This window comes from Pseudobutyrivibrio sp. C4 (genome assembly GCF_900111635.1).
Lineage (GTDB): Bacteria > Bacillota > Clostridia > Lachnospirales > Lachnospiraceae > Pseudobutyrivibrio > Pseudobutyrivibrio ruminis.
In genome coordinates this window covers 192,400-211,126 of sequence record NZ_FOHF01000001.1, presented here as the reverse complement: position 1 = coordinate 211,126, position 18,727 = coordinate 192,400, and the positions used below count along the sequence as shown (strand labels likewise).

At 39.0% G+C, this 18,727-nt stretch carries 14 protein-coding genes; 1 reads left to right on the top strand and 13 read right to left on the bottom strand.

The window, feature by feature from the left end:
- Positions 1 to 82 precede the first annotated feature (82 nt).
- Entirely contained in the window at positions 83 to 739 is a 657-nt protein-coding gene (locus BMY66_RS00980; RefSeq protein WP_090393859.1) for a 4'-phosphopantetheinyl transferase family protein, read from the bottom strand.
- A gap of 89 nt (positions 740 to 828) precedes the next feature.
- Between BMY66_RS00980 and BMY66_RS00975 the strand changes: the two genes are divergently transcribed.
- Positions 829 to 1,983, top strand: coding sequence for a glycosyltransferase (locus BMY66_RS00975; RefSeq protein WP_090393858.1), 1,155 nt, complete (start codon positions 829 to 831; stop codon positions 1,981 to 1,983).
- On the opposite strand, the gene BMY66_RS00970 is transcribed toward BMY66_RS00975, so the two are convergent.
- The 12 genes from BMY66_RS00970 to argH form a co-directional block, all read right to left on the bottom strand.
- The gene (locus BMY66_RS00970; protein WP_074789017.1) at positions 1,980 to 2,957 is read right to left on the bottom strand and encodes an aldolase catalytic domain-containing protein; all 978 of its coding nucleotides are present in this window, start codon (positions 2,955 to 2,957) and stop codon (positions 1,980 to 1,982) included. The genes BMY66_RS00975 and BMY66_RS00970 overlap by 4 nt on opposite strands.
- A 110-nt stretch (positions 2,958 to 3,067) precedes the next feature.
- Complete coding sequence (locus tag BMY66_RS00965) at positions 3,068 to 4,327, bottom strand: methyl-accepting chemotaxis protein (protein ID WP_090393857.1); 1,260 nt, start codon at positions 4,325 to 4,327, stop codon at positions 3,068 to 3,070.
- 151 nt (positions 4,328 to 4,478) lie between these two features.
- Positions 4,479 to 5,489, bottom strand: a complete 1,011-nt coding sequence (locus BMY66_RS00960) for a GGGtGRT protein (protein ID WP_074789019.1) — start codon at positions 5,487 to 5,489, stop codon at positions 4,479 to 4,481.
- Between the two features lie 21 nt (positions 5,490 to 5,510).
- Positions 5,511 to 6,203 (bottom strand): iron-sulfur cluster assembly scaffold protein, encoded by a 693-nt coding sequence (locus BMY66_RS00955; RefSeq protein WP_033154250.1) that lies wholly within the window; start codon positions 6,201 to 6,203, stop codon positions 5,511 to 5,513.
- A 159-nt stretch (positions 6,204 to 6,362) separates the two neighbouring features.
- Positions 6,363 to 7,118 (bottom strand): TPM domain-containing protein, encoded by a 756-nt coding sequence (locus BMY66_RS13670; RefSeq protein WP_090393856.1) that lies wholly within the window; start codon positions 7,116 to 7,118, stop codon positions 6,363 to 6,365.
- Complete coding sequence (locus BMY66_RS00945) at positions 7,105 to 8,757, bottom strand: hypothetical protein (protein ID WP_143064489.1); 1,653 nt, start codon at positions 8,755 to 8,757, stop codon at positions 7,105 to 7,107. Before BMY66_RS00945 ends, BMY66_RS13670 begins: the two co-directional genes overlap by 14 nt.
- 15 nt (positions 8,758 to 8,772) lie before the next feature.
- Positions 8,773 to 9,894: an SPFH domain-containing protein gene (locus BMY66_RS00940; RefSeq protein ID WP_090393854.1), complete on the bottom strand. Its 1,122-nt coding sequence runs from the start codon at positions 9,892 to 9,894 to the stop codon at positions 8,773 to 8,775.
- A gap of 93 nt (positions 9,895 to 9,987) precedes the next feature.
- Positions 9,988 to 10,656: an acyltransferase gene (locus tag BMY66_RS00935; RefSeq protein WP_090393853.1), complete on the bottom strand. Its 669-nt coding sequence runs from the start codon at positions 10,654 to 10,656 to the stop codon at positions 9,988 to 9,990.
- A 24-nt stretch (positions 10,657 to 10,680) separates the two neighbouring features.
- Positions 10,681 to 14,490 (bottom strand): DNA topoisomerase III, encoded by a 3,810-nt coding sequence (locus BMY66_RS00930; RefSeq protein ID WP_177175549.1) that lies wholly within the window; start codon positions 14,488 to 14,490, stop codon positions 10,681 to 10,683.
- Between the two features lie 88 nt (positions 14,491 to 14,578).
- Positions 14,579 to 15,937: an ATP-binding protein gene (locus BMY66_RS00925; RefSeq protein ID WP_090393852.1), complete on the bottom strand. Its 1,359-nt coding sequence runs from the start codon at positions 15,935 to 15,937 to the stop codon at positions 14,579 to 14,581.
- A 176-nt stretch (positions 15,938 to 16,113) separates the two neighbouring features.
- On the bottom strand, positions 16,114 to 17,199 hold the full coding sequence (asd, locus tag BMY66_RS00920) for an aspartate-semialdehyde dehydrogenase (protein ID WP_044934777.1): 1,086 nt from the start codon (positions 17,197 to 17,199) through the stop codon (positions 16,114 to 16,116).
- A 127-nt stretch (positions 17,200 to 17,326) separates the two neighbouring features.
- Entirely contained in the window at positions 17,327 to 18,727 is a 1,401-nt protein-coding gene (gene argH, locus BMY66_RS00915) for an argininosuccinate lyase (protein ID WP_090393851.1), read from the bottom strand.

The following is an 18,727-nucleotide window of genomic DNA, read 5'->3' as shown; positions in this document are numbered from 1 at the left end:
ATGCTTTGAAGTACGAAACTATTACAAATTCTATCACAAACAATTTATATGTCAACCAAAAAGATTTCAGAATTTAGTAAATTTAGTAATACTTTCCATCATATGGGTTATAGAGTCCCATTTGAATTGGTTGTCTCTTATCTTCATAACATAAAGTTATATAATAATCTCTGAACTCAAATCCCTGCTTTGTCCAGTAAGTATTTCCCTTTTCAAAATCACAGTACTCACTAAAATCAATCCACTGAAGAACCTGCATAAGCGGTCTATCCATCATCTTGCAGGTGGCTTCTTTAAAGGTCCAAACCTCAGTAAATTTTTTGTTTACCTCGGTTTTCTTTAATGATTCCAGGTACTCTAAATCAGCCTTTGTAAAAAAGCGTTCAACTAAATCTCTATCGTATGGACGGATTCGCTCAACATCAATTCCAACAGGCTTATCTGAAATTGCCGCTACTGCAAAAAAATTAGAATGCGAAATACTAAAATCTACGTTTTTCGGCTGTATAAAAATGGGTTTTCCTTGAGAAGTTGATGAATAGACATATGGTCTTTCAATGTGATTTTCCCATAGAAGTTTTTCTAAAAGATGGGCAGCGCCTAATCTCTCACATTTGCCCTTTAAGGTCTTAGCCTCGTCAACATGCTCTCGTCTTTGGGGACTGATCATGCTGTACACTTCATCAAATATGAACGGATTTTGTAATGGCTCACAATTATATGCTGCTGCTTTAATCATATTCTCCCCCTTTAACGTTTACATAAAGTATAACATAGTGGAAATTAAATATGATAAAATATTTGTGAACTATTCTTATAGGGGGCTATATGAAATTCTTAATTTTTGAGATGAAAACTGTATGCTATAATTCCTATCTTTACTTCGGGGACGCTTTAGGCAAAGCACTCACCGATATGGGACATACAGTAGAATATTTTAAAGTAGACGAAGACGCCTTAGACGATTTAGAAAACTATGTAGGAACAAAATACGATGCACTTATCGATTTCAATTCCGATTTGCCTCGTGCACTTATGGATGACAATTCATATTTTCTAGATCATGTAGAAGCGCCTTTTTTTGATGTTATTCTAGACCACCCTCTATATCATCACGATTCATTGAAGCATAAGCTTAGCAATTTCAATGTAGTCTGCCTAGATGCAAAGCACCGAGACTACATTCTAAAATACTATCCTCATATCAAATCAGTTACAGTCACACCAATGACTGGCGAATTAGCCTTCGGAAATGAAGCAATCAACTGGGATGGTTATAATGAGCGCCCATACGATATTCTTTTATCTGGCACTTATACAGACCCTACCAGGCTTGAAGCTGCCATCCATAAGATTCCAGATTTCCTTGCACAAAACGTATATGAATTGATTGATATGATGCTTGCAGACAGTACCCTTACAATAGAGGACGCTGTTGAAACTTTGGCAAAAAACGAAATCTACGACTACATTAATTCCGACCTTCCTTTACACACTCAGTCTTTCTATCTGGCAGATGCTTATGTGCGCTGCATAAACAGAAAGAATCTTGTATTAGAGCTGGATAAATGCAGTCACAACTTCCATATTTTTGGTGCACTTTGGGAAGAATTAGATTTAAAGCATGCCATTCTCCATCGTGAGATTCCATTCAATCTTACATTTACTGTTTTTTCAAAGGCTAAAATATCAGTAAATATCATGCCAAATTTTAAAGCAGGCAGTCACGACCGAGTATTCTCAGGTCAGCTAAACGGCGCTGTTTCTCTCACCGACCCTACTACTTTGCTGCTTTCAGAATATCAGCATGACAAAAATATACTATTCTATGATTTGAATCATATGGATGAAATTCCCTCTATGGTAGATAGTCATTTGGACAAGCCAGATGAGCTGAAAAAAATAGCCCAAGGCGGATTTAATATCGCAAATGCGAATCACACCTGGGCTAATATTGCAAAATTAATTTTAAATAATCTTTAATCTAAATTAAGCATTTCCTGGTAGAAAGCGAAGTAATCCTTTCTACCTTCTTTTGTAAATTGGATAGCTGTTCTAGGATGTTGATTTAATAGACCTGTTGTAAGATACTGCATATCGTATCCCCAAACAACGCCCTGCTCCTTTAATGGCAGCATATAGTCCTCTACAAACTTGATAGCATATCTCTCCTTGTATTTTGGGTTCTTCAGGAATCCAAGAAGAAGCTCCATAGCGCAATTTCCCGCGCCACGTCCCATGCTGCAGTATGTGGCATCCAAGAAATCTACATTGTCACCGACAGCTTCTATCGTATTTGCGAATGCAAGCTTCTGGTTGTCGTGAGCATGCATTCCAACCTTTTTGCCGTACTTAGACGCAATTTCATAGTACATATCAGCAATTCGCTCTGTTTGCTCTGGATATAATGAACCATAGCTATCAACAATATAAATACATGAAATTGGTGTCTGACATACAATATCAAGTGCAGACTTAATATCCTCCATAGACGCTGTTGAAATAGCCATAATATTACATGTAGTCTCATAGCCTTTCTTATATGCGTCCTCAATCATCTGAACCGCACCTGGGAGCTGATGAAGATATGTCGCAACACGAATAAGATCCACAGGGCTTTCTGCCTTTGGATGAATATCCTCCTTGTAATTGCAACGGCCAACATCTGCCATGATTGCAAGCTTCAAATCAGTATTGTTATCCCCAACAATCTTTCTAATATACTCATCAGATGAAAACTTCCATGGGCCAAAAGAATTCTCATCGAACTGCTCTTTATCAGCACGATAGCCCATTTCCATATAGTCAACTCCAGCCTTTACGTTTGTAAGATAAAGAGCTTTAGCAAATTCATCTGTAAAATAAAAATCATTTACCAAACCTCCATCGCGAAGTGTAGCATCCACTACTCGTACGCTTTCCCTTACTTCTAAAAGCTTTGAAATTTCCTTTTTCATCTGTCCATCCTCCAGTTACTTTAGTGATTAAAAGTGTTAAAGTAAATTATAAACGTATCTTCATAAAAAAACAAGCCTATTGCAGATTATCACTACAATAGGCTGTAAATTTATACTACTTCAAACTGCATTGTGCTTTCATTAAGCTGCTTTGTAACAATATTGCTTTGATCCATAGCAGCATTAATTCCCTGGATTTCCCCAACAATATCTGTTGTGGCTGTTGCAGAAGTATTGATAGCCATTGAACTTTCCTGAATTGAGTCACCAATAGTAAGAATCTTTGCTGACATCTCGTCCATAATGGTATTAAGATTGTTAGTCTTTTCAGAGAATGCTCCAAGTAAGTCTTCAATTACAGTAGCTATATTCTCGAACTTATCTCCTGTCTCAACAAATGCATCGTAATCACATAATACATTTTCATTGATAAACTGGATTACCTGAACTGCATTGTCAGATAAAGCCTGAACTGCTGTAGTAACCTTTTCTGAAATATCCTGGATATTACCAGCTGTATCTCTAGAATTTGCAGCAAGCTTGCTGATTTCATCAGCTACTACTGCAAAGCCTCTACCTGCTTCACCAGCACGGGCAGCCTCAATTGAAGCGTTAAGTGCAAGTAAGTTTGTCTGGCTTGCAATATCAAGAATATCGTTTGTTAAATCGCTAATCTGATTAACCTGCTCTGATTCTTTAACAGATTCCTCAAGCACACATGAAAGCTCCTCGATTCTAGAACCTGTGTTGGCTTTCTTGCTGTTAGCTTCTCGCTTAATTTCATCGGCCTGAACTTTGATTTCGTTAGCCTTATTTGAACCGTTTACTGACTCTTCGCTAATTGCTGCTGTAGCCTTTTTAGCAACTCGAAGCTTGTCTTCTAACTCAACAGTAGAGAATGTGATTGTCTCCATAGATGCAACAAGCTCCTGCATAGCTGCAGATGTGTTAGTAACGTTGTTGCTGGCGCTCTGAATCTTGCCAACCATGCTCTCAGATGATGACTGAAGTACATCAGTTCCAACCTTAACATCCTTAATAACATTTTGAAGGGTAGATAAAAAATGATTGACCTTATCTTCGATAAGAACTAACTCTGTCTTGCTTTTCGAATCAACTCTAGTAGTTAAATCTCCCTTTCCCTGATTAATATCGTCAATAATCACCTGTATATCCTGGGACATATTAACGATTTTCTTACTAACTCTAACCTGAGTAAGTATGAATGAGGCAGCAATAAGCAAAATACCAATCGTCATAACTATATATCCCCCGATAAAAGTCTCCGCAATTAAAGCAGAAAGTATCAAAACACTCATGATAATATTTTGAAACTTAATAGAATGAATAAACTTGCTTTTGGTTTCCATTATTGCCCCCAATCTTGTAGTAATAAATATTTTGCACAGCTATTTAATTTTACACTATTACTAGGCATTATGGAACTGATTAGAGCCATAATTTACATAAAAAAAAGAGCTCTTGGACGAGCCAAGAACTCTTAAATTAACAAGGACTTAATTAAAATTTTCCAGCAGTAGCAGCTTCCTCTACAGAAACAGCAACAGCAACTGTTGCGCCTACCATTGGGTTGTTACCCATACCGATAAGACCCATCATCTCAACGTGTGCAGGAACTGAAGATGAACCAGCGAACTGAGCATCTGAGTGCATACGTCCAAGAGTATCTGTCATACCGTATGAAGCAGGACCTGCTGCCATGTTATCTGGGTGAAGTGTACGTCCTGTACCACCGCCTGAAGCAACTGAGAAGTACTTCTTGCCGAGGTCTACGCACTCCTTCTTGTATGTACCAGCTACTGGATGCTGGAAACGTGTTGGGTTTGTAGAGTTACCTGTGATAGATACACCTACGTTCTCATGATGCATGATAGCAACACCTTCCTGAACATCATCAGCGCCGTAGCACTTAACTGTAGCACGAAGACCGTTTGAGTATGCCTTCTCTGATACGATGTTAAGCTTAGCTTCCTTGTAATCGTACTTTGTCTCAACAAATGTGAAACCATTGATACGAGAAATAATCTGAGCAGCATCCTTTCCAAGACCGTTAAGGATTACTCTAAGAGGCTTCTGACGAACCTTGTTAGCCTTCTCAGCGATACCGATAGCACCTTCAGCAGCAGCGAATGACTCGTGACCTGCTAAGAAACAGAAGCACTCTGTCTCCTCCTCAAGGAGCATCTTTCCAAGGTTACCATGTCCAAGACCTACCTTACGGTGATCAGCAACAGAACCTGGAATACAGAAAGACTGAAGTCCCTCTCCGATTGCTGCAGCTGCATCAGCAGCCTTGCGGCAATTCTTCTTAATAGCGATTGCAGCACCTACAGTGTAAGCCCAGCAAGCGTTCTCGAAGCAGATAGGCTGAATCTTCTTTACCTGCTCGTATACATCAAGACCTGCGTCCTTAGTAATCTTCTCAGCTTCTTCGATAGAGCTGATACCATACTTATTAAGAACTGCGTTAATCTGATCAATTCTTCTCTCATATGATTCAAATAAAGCCATTTTTGTTTCTCCTTTCCTATATTATTCCTGACGTGGATCGATAATCTTAGCAGCATCGTCAACACGACCGTACTGGCCCTTTGCCTTTTCCCATGCTGTGTTAGGATCATCACCCTTCTTAATGAAGTCTGTCATCTTTCCAAGAGAAACAAACTGATATCCGATAACTTCGTTATCATCATCAAGTGCGATACCTGTTACATAGCCTTCAGCCATTTCAAGGTAACGAACACCCTTTTCCTTTGTTGCGTACATTGTACCAACCTGTGAACGAAGACCCTTTCCAAGATCCTCAAGACCAGCACCGATTGCAAGTCCGTCATCAGAGAATGCAGACTGTGTACGTCCGTAAACGATCTGAAGGAAAAGCTCTCTCATAGCTGTGTTGATAGCATCGCAAACAAGGTCTGTATTAAGAGCCTCAAGGATTGTCTTTCCCTGAAGAATCTCTGCAGCCATAGCTGCTGAATGTGTCATACCTGAGCAACCAATTGTCTCAACAAGTGCTTCCTCGATAACACCATTCTTAACATTTAAAGATAATTTGCAGGCACCCTGCTGTGGAGCACACCAGCCAACACCGTGTGTGAAACCGCTAATATCAGAAATCTGCTTAGCGTGTACCCATTTTCCCTCTTCAGGGATAGGAGCTGGTTCATGCTTTGCGCCCTTTGCTACAGGACACATGTTTTCTACTTCTTTTGTGTAAATCATTGTAGAACTCCTTTCTATAATTCCATTAATATACTGCTACCTACATTAATGACCTAATTATATAAACGCATAGAAACGCGTTATTGATTACATTTTCTCACTTTCTGTGGCTTTAGTAAAGTATTCTTTTGTATTTTCGTTAAAATATTATCTAAATATTTAGAAGCTGTGGCCTCCACCTGAATGGCCACCGCCACCACCGCCGGAAAAACCGCCGCCACCGCCAGAAAATCCACCGCCACCACCGTGGTATGAGCTTCCAGCTGATGCAATTTTTCTACGAGTTGTATTTAGTACAGTAGATGTTCCTGCAATGGAAGCTCCAATTAGAAGCAATTCTGCAGGAGTAAATGTCTGAACCCTTGCTCTCTCTCTTACTGCTTTTAAGAATACAAGTAAGAATCCAAGAATTATAGAAACTAGTGCTGTAACTATAAGTCTCATTGGTCTAAGAATCATTCCATCATTAATCAATGTATTGCACTGCTCAAAAACAGAATAAATGCATTCATAGTACTCTTCATTTGACGCATATCTATAAACATTATCTGTAATATCATATGCATCTGCACTTTTTATCTCGTATTGAGCCTTTCCATATCCTGATAAATATAACTCTCGATGGTACATATCAATCAAGAAAGCGACTCCATCCTCTCTTGAGTTGTAATTTTCAGTATAGAAATCAAAAAGAATAGAATCTTCATCTTGCCCATAATTAGACTCATCCGTAGTAGCAACCACATAATTGTAGCTGCTATCCAAAGAATCCAGATATTCTTCAAGCTCATCATATTCATCATCGCTAAGCAAATATGCATCATCGATAATAGTTACATTTGATTTAGCTTCAGCACGAATAGGAAGTAGCAAGCATACTAAAAATAAGAAAATGAAATATTTAGCCTTTCGCATTTTCAAGCTTACCTCCCTTCTTCAAAAACTGTGGTGATGGACGCGTTGCAAGTCTGTTGTACTCTTTAACAGTACAGTCAATCGTAAAGACGATAATTGCGAACACGATAGCTAAAGCTATGTAATAGATTATGTCGTTTGGAAGGTTGATTATTCTTATAAGAATTGCAGCAATCCATCCAAATGTGCCTAGCATAAGAACTGTCTTCTGTCCCTTTTTAACTGCATTAAAGCCTTTAATAATGAATACAAAACTAGAAATATACATAGCTAACATCAGAATAACATTAAGAACATTTGAAACAACTCTACCATTCTCAATAACATAAAGTATGCCTGCTATAATAAATGCATATCCGCCCTTTAAAATCAAAAATAAAACAACGGCTCCAGCACCGGAAAGTGCTGCCTTTGTTGATGATTTAGTAATCTTCTTTTTCGCTTTCTTTTTAATTGGCTTTATATTATTGCTAGTAACAACATCCTTGCTGGCAAAATAACCCTTATCATCAAGATGATTGTCACGTCTATAGACACCATCTGCAATCTTTGCACCATAGTATGCTATAAATGAAGAAACAAGCGCAGCAAACCCGCAAAGATTCTTTATGCGATAAGTGAAACTAAAGGTTAAACTGAGTACAAAAAGAACAGCAAAAATAGCAAATGATGCGCCTATAGCTGCAGCATACATCTTTCTTTTATCGATAGGCATATCAGAATAAACAGCACCTGAAGCTCCATTGATTACAGAATATGAAACTCTATCGTAATTACGTGTAGTCATGAAATATACAGGAAGATATGCTCCTTCACATCCCTTATACTGTAGCTTCGAAGCAACATCATTATGAATTCTTTCATCTTCTCTGCTAGTCAAATCATATCCATCTGCTTTAGCTTTAACTTTGTTACAAAGTGAGTTCTTAGCTTCCTCTAATGCGTCCTCAACATAGATTTCCTTATCAACAGTAGAATTTTCAACGAAAAATCCTGCTAAAAAGTTTGGATTAAACTTTTCCAATTCATTAAGTGGAAATGGATTGATTGAGCCAGAAACATTGTCGTCGAATGTCTGTGATGCATCAAATGGAACCTTCATATCATCCACGTCAACCCTAACATTAAACTGGGTTTCTTTTGTAACCTCATAATCTCCACTAGTAGATGTTTTTTTACCAACAAATGAAACATCACCATCTGACGAATAATCATAGAGATAATATGGAGTATAAAGTCCAACAAGCTTATCAATATTGTCATCGATATTTAATCCATCAGGGACAAAATGAATATGTTTAACTTCCTCTAGATATTTTTCACGAGCTTCCTTTTTTGTGAGATTAAAAGGAAGAATATATTTAGGAACACCACTTTTAGAAAAGTGCTCCTGCATGGTAGTCTGAGTACCGCAGTATGGACAAAACTCCATACCATCGTTATCTATTACCTGAATTTCCCCAGCACAATTAGGACAGGTATAAATTGTAGTATTTATACCTGCCTCATTTTCAATATCATTACCTTTGTATGCTCTTGGATCTGTATACTGACCGCAAGAGCTACAAAGCATTTGCATACGTTCTGGCGAAAACTTCAGTTGCCCTCCACAACATGGGCAAGGGAACATTGTAGCCATTTTTCAACTTCCTTCCTATGGTCTCTTAGTTCCGCAATTTACGCAGAAATTGCCGTAGTTTTCATTGCCACAATTTGGACAGAACCATCTACCTGGCTGTGCTGCAGCTGCGTCCTGAACTGGAGCAGCCTGAGGCTGGCCTGCAGCACCTGCATTTAATAAATCAGCTGCATTTGCACCACCTGCCTGCATAGCCATGTTCATACCAAAGAATCCCATAGCTGCACCGTTTGCATTGCCAGCTGCTGTCTTCATTGCCTCTGCCTGAGCCTGTACAAGTGTTGCACCTGCCATAGCCTGTGAACGAAGTGCACCAGACTTCTGAAGTTCTCTAAGTAAATCAGCGTCCTTGTCAGGAATAACTGTTGTAAGAATCTGAACAGATGTAATTGCAAGACCGTACTTATCTGTCCATTCCTGATCAAGCTCATCACTCATAGCCTCAGATATTTCCTTTGTATAAGCAGGAATACCTGAAGGTCTAACGCCAAGCGCTGTAAGCTTGCCAAGTGCTGGCTGAAGAGCCTGGATAAATGTAGCACGAAGCTGATCCTGAATATCGTCAACTGTGTATTCGTTCTTTACGTTACCTGCAAGGTTAACATAAAGCTGAGTAGGATCAGATACTCTCATGCTGTAGTTACCGTTAAGCTTAAGTGTTGTATCTAAATCTAATCCAATGTTGTTATCAAGAATTCTGAAAGGAATTGGTGATGGTGTACCGAACTTCAAACCAACAATATCCTTTGTATTAACAAAATACACTCTCTGCTGAACTGGCTTCTCGCCGGCAAATGTAAATCTACGTCCGAATTCCTTAAATACATCGATAAAGTCACCTGCAAAAATAGAAGCAGAACCATTATCCTCCCATTCATATGCACCTGCCTCTGCAGCAACATCGATAATTCTTCCGCTATCAACTAAAAGAGCACACTGACCTTCGTTTACAATGATTGCAGAGCCATGTGAAACAACATCAACATCTCCCTGAGTATTTGTACCGCGGCCTGTCATCTTGTGAACAGCTCTTTTAACAAGTACATCTGATGACATTGAATCAGATACGAATAATTCTTTCCACTGATTTGCAAGCTCACCAGACACTGAGCCTTTTACTGCTTGAATAAGTCCCATTTTTTATAAATCCTCCCTAAAAAAATAATCTTTTATTAGTTTAACAAAAAAGACCCATTCTTTAAAGAACGGGTCTTAAAAAATTTCATTTTTTTAGTTTTTCTTAACGATGTTGTCCTGGCTCTTGAAAATACTGTCTGCCTCAACAACTCCTCTTACAGAAGAAAGTGGGTAAACATTTGAACGAGGGCAAACTACTGTACCAGGGTTAAGAACTGAGTTACATCCAACCTCTACATTGTCTCCAAGCATGGCTCCAAATTTCTTTAATCCTGTTTCAATTTTCTCTCCATCGCGTGATTTTACAACAACAAGAGTCTTATCCTGCTTTACATTTGATGTGATTGAACCAGCCCCCATATGAGACTTGTAACCAAGAACTGAATCACCAACATAGTTGTAATGAGGTACCTGTACGTTGTTAAAAAGAACAACGTTTTTAAGCTCTGTAGAGTTACCAACTACGCAGTTCTTTCCAACGATAGCTGAACCTCTAATAAAAGCGCACTGACGAACCTCAGCATCCTCATCAATGATAAGAGGTCCGTTTAGATATGCAGAATCAAAAACCTTAGCTGACTTAGCTACCCAAACATCCTCTCCTCTTTTCTCGAACTTCTCAGGATCAAGAGTTGGGCCAAGCTTTTTGATGAACTCAGAAATCTCTGGAAGAACCTCCCATGGATATTCCTTTCCATCAAACAAGTTTTTAGCGATAGTTTCATCTAAATTATACATAGATTTAATTTTTGTCTGTTCCATAATGTTCCCTTTCTTGTATGTAAATTACTTTGCATCTGAATAATTATCAAACTCAAACTCTGTTCTACATTCGTCATTGAGCTTAAGTCTCGCATCAAAGAATAAACCTTTTTTACTCAAAAAGCCAGATATAACATCAGTTTTCTTTTCCAGGATAAGCTTTTTGAATTGGTCTTCTGGGATATCTACGCCGGCGACCTTGCCTACATAAAACTGACAGCTGTCTACGTTGTCCCTGATGTTATTCTTACATCTGTAGCCAAAGTGATTCTTTAAAATAGGCTCCCCACATTTAGGACATTTCAAACCTTCCATTACCTTTTCTTCGTCTTCGAATACAAACTTGATGCCAGATACTTTACCAGTTTCATCTTTATTTAAAGCAAGCTTCGCATCAAACTTTGTTCCCTTCTTAGACTTGAATCCAGATATTGTAGATGTGATGCCATCCTTTAAAAGCTCCTTTACCTGAGCTTCTTTAAGCTTAACGCCAGCAATCTGTCCAATATTAAAGCCGCATGAATTCTCAGGATCGTCCTTTTTGTAATTGCTGCATCCGTAACCAAACGGAGTAACAACCACTTTGCCTCCACATACAGGACAAACTACATCCTTAATATCCTTTGCTTCTACATTGTCAAAATCAAAGGTTACCTCAGATTTGCCTTCTTCGTTTTTCTTAAGGACAAGGCAGGCATCAAACTTCTTACCTGATTTGCCTTTGAAGCCACGAATAGTTTTGGTGTGTCCTTCTGTAAGAAGCTCTTTCACATCACCATCGCCAATCTTTTTAGAAGCAATCTCTCCTATGACAAAATTACATTTATTCTCTTTATCAAAGTACTTTTCACAAGCAAAACCGAAGTTTGTCTTTATGATTTTATTGCCGCAATCAGGACAAACCACATCTGCCAAATAGTTAGGAGCCACATCATCGAAATCAAATACTAGCTCTGTACGGCCTGTCTCCTCATTCTTTTTAAGAACAAGCCTTGCGTCAAACTTCTTTCCAGTCTTGCCCTTAAAGCCTCTAAGTGTATCTGACTTTCCTTCTTTAAGAATCTCGGTAACAACCTGCGAGCTGATATTCTTTCCTGCAATTGTCTTTCCTATATAGAACTTACATGAGTTTTCATCCTGGGCATTAAAATTTGCACAGCCATATCCGCTAGGACGAACAAGAATATCTCCGCCGCAATCAGGACATTTAACATCTGGAAGCTTTTCAGCCTCAATTCCATCAAAGTTAAAGCTAAGTACCTTCTTGCCCTCTTCGTTTTCTTTTAATTGAATCTTAGCGCTGAACTTCTGATTAGTCTTTGACTTGAAACCAGTAAGCACATCAGTAATTCCATTATTAAGAAGAGTTGTAAGTTCTTCCAGTGAAATCTTTCTGCCAGCAATTTCACCAACAGAGAAATAGCACTGGTTCTCCTCCTGGAAACGATGTTCACATGCGAAGCCGTAACCAGTCTTTGCAATTCTTCCACCACAAACAGGACATTTCAAATCCTCAACATACTCAGTAGGTGTTTCAGAGAAATCGAAGCTAACGTTGAATTCTCCGTCTTCGTTTTTGCCTAGCTTTAGCACAGATTTGAAAGGCTTGTTGGATTTACTCTTAAATCCTTCTATTAAATCTGTCTTACCCTCAAGGATGAGCTTTCTAAACTGCTCCTCAGGCAAGTCAACTCCAGCAATCTGACCGATACTAAATCTACATTTAATTTCATCGTTAGTGTAGTTACTGCAGCCATATCCAAATGATGTAGTGGTAAGCTCGCCACCACATGCTGGACAATTAATTCCAAGAGGCTTTCTTGTAGCAAGGCCCTTAGAATCCTTACCAGTGAACTGATTAATATTAAGAGCAATAGTCTGAGTCAGGTCGGAATCTATCATACTCTTTGTTTCAGTACGGATATAGTCCTCAAGCTCTTTACGATAATCATCGAACTCTACAGAACCATTAATAATTCCTTCCAATCCCTTTTCCCAGTTAGCTGTCTGCTCTGGCTTTAAAAGAGATGGTGTAGTCAAAAGAACTACCTCGTAAATCATCTCGCCCAAGCGTTCAGGTGTGATGACCTGAGTCTTATTGTTTTGATTGAGATATCCGATTCGAACAAGCTTTTCAAGTATTTCGCCTCGTGTAGCAGATGTTCCAATACCAGTAGTCTTAATCTGCTCTCGAAGCTCCTCGTCCTCAATCAGCTTTCCTGCATTTTCCATTGCAAGAATCAAGGAACCAGATGTATATCTCTTAGGTGGAGAAGTCTTTCCTTCCTTTAACTCGAAGCCATTTACATTGATGGAATCTCCGATATTAACCTGCTCTACAAAGGCAGCAAACTTCTCTTTAGAGAAATCGTCCTCTGCCTCTTCGTTCTCATCATCAGATTCCCCTGCATCATCCTTTTTATTCTTAGGGATGCCGGCAATTTCAAGGTATCCTGGCTTTACTAACAGCTTTGCTCCAGCAAAGAAGCATTCAGAATCTATCTTAACTGTGATTTTTACATTTTTGTATTCTGCAGGTGGATAGAAAATAGAAAGGAAACGACGAACAATAAGCTCGTAAACCTTTTGACTAAGAGGGGAAAGGTTTTCTATTCCATTGCACTGACCGGTAGGAATAATCGCATAGTGATCAGTAACCTTGCTATCGTCTGTATAGCTGGTCTTTTCAATGCCGATGTATTTTCTATCTGCAAGAATCTCATGAACATACTTTGCAGTAGGTCCGTAAGACTGAAGCTTGTTAAGGTTTTTATTGATTTCCTTTGCAACTGCTGTTGTAAGAACTCTGGCGTCTGTACGAGGATATGTGGTGTACTTTTTCTCGTAAAGCTCCTGAATAATATCAAGGGTTTGAGCCGGAGAAATCTTGAAGCGCTTAGAGCACTCCGATTGAAGCTCAGCCAGGTTGAAAAGCAAAGGTGCTTTTTTCTTTGAAATACCTGTTTCCTTATCTGAAACCTGGGCTTCTGCATTTGTTAAATCGTCTATTAACTTTTGAGCACTATCCTTTGTTTTAAAGCCATTACCCTTGTCGCCATACAACAAAGGAGATTCAAAATACTTGGATCCGTCAACAGCTTTCCACTCAGCCGGGAAATTAACGTCTGAGAACTTACCAACTACTTTGAAGAAAGGATCCTCGTTGAAATTACGAATCTCTCTTTCTCTCTCAACTACCATACCAAGCACACAAGTCATAACTCGACCAATAGCAATTGCTGCATAGCTTGTGGTAGCTGCCGCATCGTTTATCAAACGGCCGTATTTAACAGATAAAGCACGGGAAAAATTAATACCAAGACTGTAATCCTCGATGGTACGCATAATACCAGAAGCTCCAAGCTTTGCGTAATCGCTCATTGGCTTTGCTTCATTAATACCGCGCAGGATTTCATCATCAGTCTGTGAATCAATCCAAACACGAAGCTCTGTCATGCCATCACGAACTCCACCATAATTACGGATGTTTTCCTCAATTGTCTGTCCTTCTTTTCCCGAGTCACCTGCCCAATATACAGTATCAATATCCTCTCTGTGCAAAAGGCCATTAACTACTTTGTATTGATCCTTTGCAGATTCAACAACACCATACTTGTACTCAGTAGGCAAAAATGGCAAATCCTCAAGATTCCAGTTTTTATATTTAATGTCATACTCCTCTGGATAAACCATCTGAACCAAATGGCCATAGCACCAGCTAATGACATATTCATTATTCTCAATAAATCCGTTTTGATTTCCGGAAACCTTCAGCACTCTTGCAAAGTCTCTTGCAACAGACGGTTTCTCAGTGATAATCAATTTTTTGCCCAAACTTATTACTCCCTTGTAAAAATTAATTTTAGTTTTAATAATATTTAGAGCCCCTAGCCAAAGGCAAGGGGCTCTAAATATTATAACTTTATAGCTCCGTCATGTCCACCAACACAACAGATTTATTTTCTTTTGAAAGCTCAACTAATTTGTTGTCAAACTTAGTAGCTGAGAAAAGGAATATGGTGTTTGCAGTGATACGAGCTTGCTTCATAGAATCGAGAAGCTTTTCGTATGTTTCGTATCCCATAGTCTTCTCTGTCCAGTTGCAAATACCAACCACATTTTCTCTGTTTGTACTCTGACCGATTACATCAATTGTTCCTTCTTTACCAAGCCATGTACCAATTTTTACTAGCTTGATTGGTAGCTGCCCTACCATATTTAATAGATGTAAATATTCTCTACATACATCCACGAAGTAATTCTGTAAGTATTCATCCAAGCTTGGAGCAATAAACTTGTCATAGAAAGCTTCTGGTGTGTGTGAAATCAACTCTGATAAATGAGGATATACAAATGTGAACCAGAAATTTGTGTAAGGCTCAACAATTCTGTAAATACCTTTTTTTGTATTGTCCCATCCGCCTGTCTCAAAGGAAACAACTTTATCTATAACATCAAATGCTGCCAAGTTTTTCATATATACAGAAATCTTAGCTCTTGAATATCCTGTATCCTCAAACAAATCATTAAGCTTTTCATTGCCAGCTGCAATTGAACCTAAGATTGTGTTGTAACAAGATAATTCTCTAAGCTCTGAAGAAATATATCCCTCAGCCTCCGAGTAAAGAAATCCTGTTGGAGATAATATATTTTCACAGACATTTGCCTTAATGCTCTTTTTACCATTCCATCTGTCAAGGTAATCAGAAACACCACCGATGATACCGTATGTGCTAACGCACTGAGCAACAGTGTAATTTGGAAAAGCTCTGACAATATCAAGGAATGAATGATTCTCAAGCTTGATAGTCTCATCGATTTCATTAATGGTATTTCCAGCGAATTCTACAAACGTGTTTTCAGACCATACTATCGAAGAACTAGCAATAATAATCATGATCTTGCCAGGATAAAGCTTTCTATTCTTTAAAGAAACAAGGCTTGAAAGCAAATCGTTATTCTTCTTGATAGCAAACTGAGCTTCATCAATAATAAACACAAGCTTAGAGCCATCTTTAGATTTGAAATTCTTGAAACACTCGTCAAAAGATTCAGATTCCATCTTTTTATCGTACGCAGATGCCATCTGATCATTAAGATACTTTAGCTGCTTGTTATCTGAGCATTGACGGCTACGGTAATATAAATAATCTTTGCCAGTTGTGAATTCATCTAAAACGGACTCACAGCCGCAGCCACGTCTGCCATATAAAAGCACAAGGTTGCTTTTATTCTCTTGGTAAATAGTTTCTAGCTTCTTAAGTTCGTTGCTTCGTGTCATGTTATTCTCCCAATAAAACGTCAATTCACTAAGTACGAGTACTATAATAACACAATTCACTTTAGCAGACTACACTAAAAAAGTATTTTATTTGAATTTAATTTATAAAATATATTTATATCCAATAAAAAAGGCAAGCACTAACAACTGTGCCTGCCTTAAAATCAGATTTTATACTATTTAGCTGTGATATAACCCTGTGCCTTAAGAAGCTCTGCACAAAGAACTGCACCACCTGCAGCACCACGTACTGTATTGTGTGACAATCCAACGAACTTCCAATCATAGATGCTATCCTCACGAAGACGGCCAACATTGATGCCCATACCATTTTCGTAATCTACATCAAGTGCTACCTGAGGTCTGTTGTCCTCTTCCATGTAACGGATGAACTGCTTTGGTGCTGATGGAAGCTTAAGCTCCTGTGGTACACCAGAGAAGTTGTTGATTGCATCGATAAGCTGCTGCTTAGTAGGCTGCTTTTTGAACTTAACAAATACAGCTGCTGTATGTCCGTTAAGAACTGGAACACGGATGCACTGGCTAGTAATCTTTACATCGTCAGCTGGAACGATAACACCGTCCTTGATTTCGCCCCAAATTCTAAGTGGCTCCTTCTCAGACTTCTCTTCCTCTCCTGAGATAAATGGGATGATGTTGTGCTCCATCTCAGGCCAATCCTTGAAAGTCTTACCTGCACCAGAAATAGCCTGATATGTTGTAACAACTACCTCATATGGCTCGAATTCCTTCCAAGCTGTAAGAACTGGAGCATATGACTGAATTGAGCAGTTAGGCTTAACTGCAACGAATCCTCTAGTTGTACCAAGTCTTTCCTTCTGATACTTGATAACATCCATGTGCTGAGGATTGATTTCTGGAACAACCATAGGTACATCTGGAGTCCATCTATGTGCTGAGTTGTTTGAAACTACTGGAGTCTCAGTTTTAGCGTAAGCTTCTTCGATTGCCTTGATTTCATCCTTAGACATATCAACTGCAGAGAATACGAAGTCTACTTCTTTAGCTACTTCTTCAACCTCATTAACGTTCTTTACAATGATGTCCTTTACAGCTGCAGGCATTGGAGTATCCATCTTCCATCTGCCACCTACTGCATCCTCATAACGCTGTCCCGCAGAACGTGGTGAAGCTGCAATAGTTGTAACCTCGAACCATGGATGGTTCTCAAGTAGAGAAATAAATCTCTGACCAACCATACCAGTACCACCAAGAATTCCGACTCTTAATTTCTCGCTCATTTCAAACTTCTCCTTACTTTTGTATTTGTGTCGCGGACAAATGTCCGTCATTAGACTAGATTATAATCAAACTATATAATAAATGCAAGGAGAAATTAAACAAATTTAACAACTCCTTGCATAATTATTACTCAAAACTAAAATGTTCTGGAATATTCTTCATAAAATCCTTACATAACTGGATTTCATCCAACATAACATCGTGACCTGGAGCACCAACTGTAAGGCGCTTGTTTACGCAAGTCTCCATAGAAATCGCATCGAAAATATCTTCATCGAAAGCTTCAGAATAGCTTCTAAGCTCCTCCAAAGACATATCATCAATGGCAATCCCTTTGTCGATGCAAGCCAAAACGATTTGACCGATTATGCCGTGGGCATCTCTGAAAGGTACGCCCTTATTTACAAGGTAATCTGCCGCATCTGTGGCATTTGTAAAGCCGTTTCTAGCGCTATTCGCCATCACGTCCTTATTGAACTTGATTGTAGAAAGCATACCATCAAAAAGTATTATGCAATCCTGAACTGTCTTCATAGCGTCGAAGGACATTTCCTTGTCCTCCTGCATGTCCTTGTTGTAAGCAAGAGGTATGCCCTTCATTGTAGTAAGAAGGGACATCAAAGCGCCATAAACACGACCTGTCTTTCCACGTACAAGCTCAGCAATATCAGGGTTCTTCTTCTGAGGCATGATAGAGCTTCCTGTAGAGAAGGCATCATCGATCTCTATGAATCGATATTCATTACTATTCCAGATAATGATTTCCTCTGAAAAACGAGAAAGATGCATCTGGATAGTACAAAGTGCTGATAAGAACTCGATAAGATAATCTCTGTCAGAAACACCGTCCATCGAATTAAGTGTAGGTATTTCAAAACCAAGGAGCTTTGCTGTCATATCTCTATCAAGAGGATATGTGGTGCCAGCCAAGGCGCCAGAGCCCAATGGACAAGTGTACATTGATGAGTTGATGAAAGCTAAGCGCATAACATCTCTTTTAAACATCTCGAAGTAGGCTCCCATATGATGGGCAACAGTGATTGGCTGAGCCTTTTGAAGATGTGTAAAGCCTGGCATGATAGTGTCGATGTTTTCATCCATGATGCCAAGAATTGTATTTAAAAGGTGTTCCAACGCTTTGGCTGTAGAGTTGACCTGCTCTCTTGTGTAGAGCTTCATATCAAGAGCAACTTGGTCATTTCTGGAACGTCCAGTATGGAGCTTCTTTCCAGCATCTCCGATTCTATCAATCAGATTTGCTTCAACAAAACTGTGTACGTCCTCGTACTCAGATGTTATCTGAAGTGCACCAGACTTAACATCAGCTTCGATTCCATCAAGACCAGCAAGAATCTGATTTTTCTCATCATCTGTGATAACACCAACAGATGCCAACATAGTAACATGTGCTCTGCTGCCTCTTACATCCTGCTCGAAAAGCTTTTTATCAAAATTGATAGAAGCATTGAAATCGTAAACAATTTGATCTGTAGCCTTGGTGAATCTTCCACCCCATAACTGCGCCAT